General features: G+C 54.2%; 5 protein-coding genes. 4 read left to right on the top strand and 1 reads right to left on the bottom strand.

The genetic code is table 11. The annotated features are described in order from the left end of the window. Positions 1–76 precede the first annotated feature (76 nt). Positions 77–982, bottom strand: a complete 906-nt coding sequence (locus tag B5V00_RS15755; protein WP_085011764.1) for an ATP-binding protein — start codon at positions 980–982, stop codon at positions 77–79. A gap of 269 nt (positions 983–1,251) precedes the next feature. Between B5V00_RS15755 and B5V00_RS15750 the strand changes: the two genes are divergently transcribed. The 4 genes from B5V00_RS15750 (at position 1,252) to B5V00_RS15735 (ending at position 6,844) form a co-directional block, all read left to right on the top strand. Beyond that, positions 1,252–1,959 (top strand): response regulator, encoded by a 708-nt coding sequence (locus B5V00_RS15750; protein ID WP_085011763.1) that lies wholly within the window; start codon positions 1,252–1,254, stop codon positions 1,957–1,959. Between the two features lie 636 nt (positions 1,960–2,595). Next, positions 2,596–4,095 (top strand): P-loop ATPase, Sll1717 family, encoded by a 1,500-nt coding sequence (locus tag B5V00_RS15745; protein ID WP_085011762.1) that lies wholly within the window; start codon positions 2,596–2,598, stop codon positions 4,093–4,095. A gap of 277 nt (positions 4,096–4,372) precedes the next feature. Further along, positions 4,373–5,131 carry an IS110 family transposase gene (locus tag B5V00_RS15740; protein ID WP_085011761.1) on the top strand — a complete coding sequence of 253 codons (759 nt, stop codon included), beginning with the start codon at positions 4,373–4,375 and terminating at the stop codon, positions 5,129–5,131. A 195-nt stretch (positions 5,132–5,326) separates the two neighbouring features. Next, on the top strand, positions 5,327–6,844 hold the full coding sequence (locus tag B5V00_RS15735; protein WP_085011760.1) for a Fic family protein: 1,518 nt from the start codon (positions 5,327–5,329) through the stop codon (positions 6,842–6,844). Positions 6,845–6,913: the final 69 nt, after the last annotated feature.

The raw sequence follows: 6,913 nt of genomic DNA, 5'->3' as shown, positions 1-6,913 counted from the left end.
TCTGAGGCGCAGCCGAGTTTTCGTCCCGGCCCCGAAACGTCTGCCGAACGGAGGGAACCCGCGTTGCCTGTTCCGATCAATCGGCGTTCGCCGCCGGGCGGGTGCGCTGCCGGGCCAGCATCTGCCGGCCGACCCAGTACTTGGAAAACTGGTAGGCAGTGCGGCCGCAGCGCTTGCTCTTTTCGTGCGACCAGGCGATGGCGGCGTTTTCGGTTTCGGCGGTCCATTCGATGTCGACCTGGTGATGGGCCGCCTGCAGGGCGATGCACTGGCGCACCACGGTCAGGTAGTGGTCCTGCGAGAAGGCGTGGAAGGCGACCCAGAGGCCGAAGCGGTCGGAGAGGGAGATCTTCTCCTCGACCCCTTCGCCGTGGTGGATCTCGTTGTTGACCATCTTGGCGCCGAGGTTGTCGGTCTCGTACTCCGGCAGCAGGTGGCGGCGGTTGGAGGTGACGTAGATCAGTACGTTGTCGGGTGCGGCGTAGACTGAGCCGTCGAGGGCGCTCTTGAGCATCTTGTAGGTCTTTTCGCCCGGTTCGAAGGAGAGGTCGTCGCAGAAGATGATGAACCGGTAGGGGAGGTCGCGGATCTGCTGGAAGATGTCCGGCAGGCTCAGCAGATCGTCCTTGTCGATCTGGATGATGCGCAGCCCCTGGTCGGCGTAGGCGTTGAGGATGGCGCGGATCAGCGATGACTTGCCGGTGCCGCGGGTGCCCCAGAGCAGGATGTTGTTGGCCGGCATGCCGGCGAGAAACTGCTGGGTATTCTCCTCGACGATGCGTTTTTCCGTTTCGATGCCGAGTAGATGGTCGAGCTGGATCGGGTCGAGGGCGTCACGCGCTTCAAGGTAGCCGGCCAGGGAGTGGCGGCGCCAGTTGGCGGCATAGGTCCGCTGCCAGTCGATCGGCGGCACCGGTTTCGGCAGAATCTGTTCAACGGCGCTGAGGACGCGCTGCAGTTGCTCCTTGAGGTCCTGGTCCATGTTCCTGCTCCTTGATGCGAAATTCACTATCTCTCCATTTATATCGCCGCGGGTGGGTGGAAACCAAGAAAATTATCCTGCCCGTTCAGTCGGTCGTTTCTTCCCGGGCGGTGAAATCCCGGTGCCTCGAGGTATTCTTGTCACCGGATTGACATCCGGTTCAGAGTTGACGTGCGCCGCCGGCGGCGAAGTGGCTGATTATCCATCCCGCCCCGGGCTGGCGCGGAACTTGCTCTCAATGCAGGGTCAATCTGTTGCGGAGGCGAGGCGTGAAACGAAAAAAGGTTCTGCTGGTCGATGATGTCAGGTTGTTCCTGGAGATGGCGAAAAGCTTTCTCAACCGGGAAAACCTGCAACTGACGGTTGCCGCCAACGGCCGGGAGGCCCTCAAGGTGATGCGCGCGGTGCGCCCGGACCTGGTGATCATGGACCTGCAGATGCCGGAGATGGATGGTGCCGCCGCCTGCCGGGAGATCAAGACCGACCCGCTGCTCGGCAATGTGCCGGTGGTGCTGGCGGCCGGGCGGGGCCGGGCCGACGAGGAACAGCGCTGCCGGGCGGCCGGTTGCGACGCCCTGCTGCACAAGCCGTTTCGGCGCGAGGATCTGCTGGCGACGGCGCGCCGTTTTCTGGCCATCACCGACCGGGCCACGCCGCGGGTCGAAACCCGGCTGCTGGTCCGCTACGGTCCGGGTGAGACCCGCCGGCTGCACGATTACACCCTCAACCTGAGTGTCGGCGGCCTGTTCCTGGAGACGGAACAGGTGCTGCCGGTCGAAGCGCCGCTCAGCCTGGAGTTCCTGGTGCCGGGAGCGGACCAGCCGGTGTCCTGCCAGGGCCGGGTGGCCTGGGTCAACGCCGCCGGCAGCCGCATCAAGCCGAACCTGCCGGCCGGGCTGGGGGTGCAGTTTTCAGATCTGAGCAGCGGAGATCAGGATCAGCTGCGTGAGTTCATCCGCCGTGAGTGCGGGGCGTGAGGGAGTGGTTGTGGTGACGGGTTGGTCACCTGGAGGCCTTTTCATGTCGCATTGCATTGTAAAAACACCATGATTCCGGACAAATGGAAGATTGACAGTCTCTGAGATTTTTTCTACTCTGACAAACAGCTTTCTACGCCAGTCGAGGTATCCAGGGAGGGGGATATCCAAGCACCATCCGGATCGATCCGCCAACCGTCGTCTCCTTTCCTTTTGTTTTCCGATAGTTACACCTGTTGTTGTAGGTTTGTTTGTAAGACATTCCGTTTTGTCCGATATGCGGCAGGTCCACATCAAGGTTGGCCACATCGCCGACGCCATCGGCATCAAGCGATTCAGTCTGCGGGGCAAGAAGAAGGTCAACGGGCAGTGACAGGTGATGACCATGCTGCACACCATGACCAGAATTCATCGATTCGGAACGATTTGTCAGGAAAAAAGGAGTCAAATCGGCCGATATTTTCAACAAGCTGTACTGAGAGGAAGTCTATCGCCTGAACAGGACACATCTGGACGGGCGGTTTCGGAAAAGAAAAAACTCAAACAGGCTCGGGGATTGCTCTTGTGGGAGGGTTTTTCTACGGGCTCGTTATATTAAAAAGATTCCGCGAATTAGCCACTACTAGGAACTGAGGAATGACACGAAAGTTAGAAGCACTGAAGAAAATGGAAATTGGCGAGCGTGTAGCTGAAGAGGAATCAGATCATTTAGAGCGCTATTTTGTCGAAACCGATCAGTGGCACCAGATGATCGATGGAAAAATAGACGTCGTATACGGACCAAAAGGTTCTGGGAAAAGTGCACTTTACACGCTTTTAAACAAAAAGGACGGAGAGCTATTTGATCGCGGTGTGCTTCTGGCGTCAGCAGAAAATGTGCGTGGTGCTACTGTATTCCGAACGATAGTCGCAGATCCTCCGCCATCCGAATTATCTTTTGTTTACCTCTGGAAAATATATAGCCTTAGCATCATTGCAAAAGCTCTTCGCGAGTATAAAGTAACAAATGAATACTCTCATTCTTTAATTGGCGCTCTCGAAAAGGTTGGCCTACTTCCTGCCGCTGATTCATTGTCGGTGCTATTTCGGGCTGTTACAAGATATTTTCGGGGCTGGTTAGAAAGAGATACCAAAGCAATTGAATATGCGTTGACGATAGACTCCACAACGGGAACTCCCACCTTTACAAGAAAAACCGAATTTTCCGAAAAATCTGAAGAACAAAATTTGGGAGATATTCCGGTAGAGGAATTATTTGAGGTTGCCAACCAAGCATTGGATAAAGAAGATCTAAACGTCTGGCTATTATTTGATCGACTTGATGTCGCATTTGCTGACTCATTAGAATTAGAAAGAAATGCACTTCGTGCTCTTTTTAGAGCCTATAACGACATAAAGGCATACGATAGGGTGAGGTTAAAGATATTCGTTCGTGACGATATCTGGCAGAGGATAACATCCGGTGGATTCACCGAAGCCAGTCACATTACAAAGGCCGTCCACATACGATGGAATGAGGAAAGTTTGCTGAACCTTGTAATGCTCAGATTATTGAGCAACGAGGCATTAGTTGAGTATACCGGCATCAATCCAGAAGAAATCAAGGCAGATTATGCAAAACAGGAAGAGTTGTTTTACCGTTTAGCGCCGCGTCAGGTAGATACGGGAAAGAACCCTGACACGTTCAACTGGATACTTTCACGAACAACAGATTCTTCAGGGAATAGTGTACCTCGTGAAGTTATCCATCTTCTTGAAATAACCAAAGAAATACAGATTAAAAAATTAGAAAGAGGTAGTGATGAACCTGTTGATGATCAGCTGTTTGACAGGTCGTCATTCAAAGAAGCACTGCCTACTGTTTCAAAGGTTCGTTTCGAGCAAACGCTATTGGCAGAATATCCAAATATGCGTGATTTTTTGGTCAAATTGAATGGGGAAAAGGCAGAACAGACGCTAGGCACGCTTTCAGGAATATGGGGAACGGCTGAAGAAAAAACTCGCACTATTGCGCAACGACTCACAGAGATTGGCTTCTTCGAAGCGAGGGGGTCAAAAGATGAACCATCATATTGGGTCCCCTTCATATACCGTAGTGCGTTAAACATTGTTCAAGGTAAAGCGGATGCGCCCTGATATAACAATGCCATACACAAGAAAAACCATTGGTGTCTACCATCGAAATTAGCAGATGGCGGGGCCCCCTGGATTTGGTAACCTTTCTCTGACGGGGGGGTGTGGCTCATGGGGTCAGTGGCCTGTTCCTTCAGGCTCACTTCAGCCTGAAATGCCGCCCCCCGTCCTTTGCATCGTCTGGCGGGTCAACCGGGATGATGCCGAACTTGTGGCTCTGGAAGTAGACGTGACCCAAGGATGATGCTCTTGGTGATTGTTCTACCGAAAGGAGCCTTTTATGTTTTCTCCCACCCCTCTGGATATCCGTGTTTGTGTCGATGTCGGCTGCAAGTCTCATCAGGTTGCGGTGGGATTGTCGACGGGTGAAATGATTGCTGAATTTAGCATCCGCCATCACCCGGACGGCTTTCGAACCTTCTTCACTAGGCTTGAGCAACTTGAGCAGCATTACCAGTGCCCTGTACGGGTGGCCATGGAAGGGCACAATGGTTACGCCCGGCCCCTGGATTCCATGGTGCTGGCGCGGGGTTGGCAACTGAACAACATCAACAACCTGAAGCTGGCCAGGTTTAAAGAGGTCTTCCCTGGCGCTGCCAAAACCGATGCGATCGATGCACGCCGTGGGTTGGAACTCTTTCAAATCAAAGACCATCTCCCCACCGCGAAAGATGTCCTGCAAGTGGTCGCCGAATCACCTCGGGAGAACCAGATTCTTAAAAGGCTGAGCCGTCGTCGCCGGAGATTGATCAACGAGCGGGTGCGGGTGTCGAACAATCTTCAGGCTGACCTGCAGGCCGTTTGCCCCAGCCTGCTGGCCCTGACAGGCGATGCCTGCAATGTCTGGTTTCTTCAGTTGCTCACCTATACCAACGACTTGCGGAAGCTGGCGCGGCTCCACCTGAAAACCTTGCGCAAGATCCCGGGCATTGGTGCAACCTACGCCAATCGTGTCCGGCGGTGGCAAAAGCAGGCCCAGTTCAGCAAAACCTATGGTGTCAGGATTGCAAGATGGCAAGTTTGCCATAAGCGCCTGTAATCCACCATGGCTTGCCCTTATAATTCTATCCGCCCCATAACGATGACAGCGGGGCCATTATGTTCCCAGATTGCGGATGTGGCGTGATTCACAAAAACAAAGTTGACTGGAGGCATGAAAACAAAGTATTGTCATGACATAAAAACATAGTTGCTGTGGCACACAAAAACAAAGTAATTCCTGGCAGGAAAATTCATGGCGACTCCCAGAGAGAAGTTGGCAACCTCATTGGAGGTGCTCAGGCAGCTCGAACCCAAAAGCGTCATCCGCTCGGCACAGATCAGCAGGGTGCATCGAGAAAGGCTTGTTCAAAACGGCTACCTCATGGAGGTCGTCAAGGGCTGGTATGTCATTACCCGCCCGTCAGTGAATGATGGCAGCAGTACACCCTGGTTCGCCTCCTACTGGACATTCGTCGCAACCTATCTTGATGAACGTTTTGGTGACGATTACTGTCTGTCGTCCGAGTCGTCGCTGTTGCTCCATACCGGGTCAACCGTTGTCCCTGGCCAGCTGGTTGTTATCGTCAAGGCCAAGGGGACACAAAAGCTGAATCTGCCCTTTGACACTTCGTTGCTGATCTACACCGACCGGAAAAACTTCCCCGCCGACAGGACCCGCATCAACGGTCTATGGGTCATGGACCTGCCAATGGCCCTGTGCAAGGCGTCACCATCCTTCTTCAAGCAAAATTCGACCACCGCTGAACTTGCCCTGCGCATGGTTGGTGATGTTTCGGGCCTTTTGAGAATCCTGCTCGACAACGGCAACCTTGCAGCTGCTTCGCGACTGGCCGGAGCCTACCAGGTTCTCGGCTTTGACCCATTCGCAGACCAGATTGTCAGCAGCATGGAAGCGGGAGGCTACCCGGTCAAAGCGGTCAATCCCTTTGAGAAAAAGATCTCTTTTCTCGCCGGAGGGAAAAGGATTCTGTCTCCCTACATCGGCAGGATGGAATTCATGTGGGAGTCGATGCGGGAAACTGTGGTGGAAAATTTCCCTGTTCCTCCCGGAATCCCCGAGGATCATCGGGCATACCTGCTGCAGATTGAAGAGAGATATTCCAGTGATGCCTACAACTCATTGTCCATCGAGGGATACCAGGTAACGCCTGCACTGATTGAGCAGGTGCGCAAGGGAGACTGGAACCCCGACGGGGATGAACATGACCGGCTCCATGGAAATGCCCTGGCCGCAAAAGGATACGACCTCGCCTTCAAGGCGGTTCAAGAGAGCATCAGGCAGATTCTTGCCGGGGGGAAGGCGGGGGATGTTGTCTCAATCGACCACCAGAGATGGTACGCGCAGATGTTTTCCCCTTCAGTCCAGGCAGGGATTTTGAAACCTTCCGAACTGGCCGGATACCGGAACCAGCCGGTGTATATCAGAGGCTCCCAACATGTGCCTCTTCCCCCGGCCTCCGTTCTGGATTGCATGGAAGCTTTGTTCCGGCTCCTTTCCGCAGAGCCCCACCCCGGTGTCAGGGCAGTGCTCGGGCATTTTCTTTTTGTTTTTGTCCACCCGTACATGGATGGAAACGGGCGGCTCGGGCGCTTTCTGATGAATACGATGCTCGCCTCCGGGGGGTATCCGTGGACCGTCATCCGCATGACCAGCCGAACCCGCTATATGGACTCTCTGGAAGAGGCCTCTGCCAAGGGGAACATTCTGGAATTTACGCGATTCATTGTCCGGGAGATGTCCGAGGCGTAGAAAAGCCTACGAAGCCTAGAAAAGCCTACGGGGTCAGGATTGCAAGATGGCAAGTTTTCCATAAGCGCC

It is taken from the genome of Geothermobacter hydrogeniphilus (genome assembly GCF_002093115.1).
In the GTDB taxonomy this organism is placed as follows: Bacteria; Desulfobacterota; Desulfuromonadia; order Desulfuromonadales; family Geothermobacteraceae; genus Geothermobacter_A; species Geothermobacter_A hydrogeniphilus.
The sequence above is the reverse complement of the archived record's forward strand: the minus strand, read 5'-3'. Positions and strand labels throughout refer to the sequence as shown.

Bases quoted from the DNA above. Each gene is read 5' to 3' on its own strand.
- B5V00_RS15755 (WP_085011764.1), bottom strand. From the start codon at position 982: ATGGACCAGGACCTCAAGGAGCAACTGCAGCGCGTCCTCAGCGCCGTT.
- B5V00_RS15740 (WP_085011761.1), top strand. From the start codon at position 4,373: ATGTTTTCTCCCACCCCTCTGGATATCCGTGTTTGTGTCGATGTCGGC.
- B5V00_RS15735 (WP_085011760.1), top strand. From the start codon at position 5,327: ATGGCGACTCCCAGAGAGAAGTTGGCAACCTCATTGGAGGTGCTCAGG.
- B5V00_RS15745 (WP_085011762.1), top strand. From the start codon at position 2,596: ATGACACGAAAGTTAGAAGCACTGAAGAAAATGGAAATTGGCGAGCGT.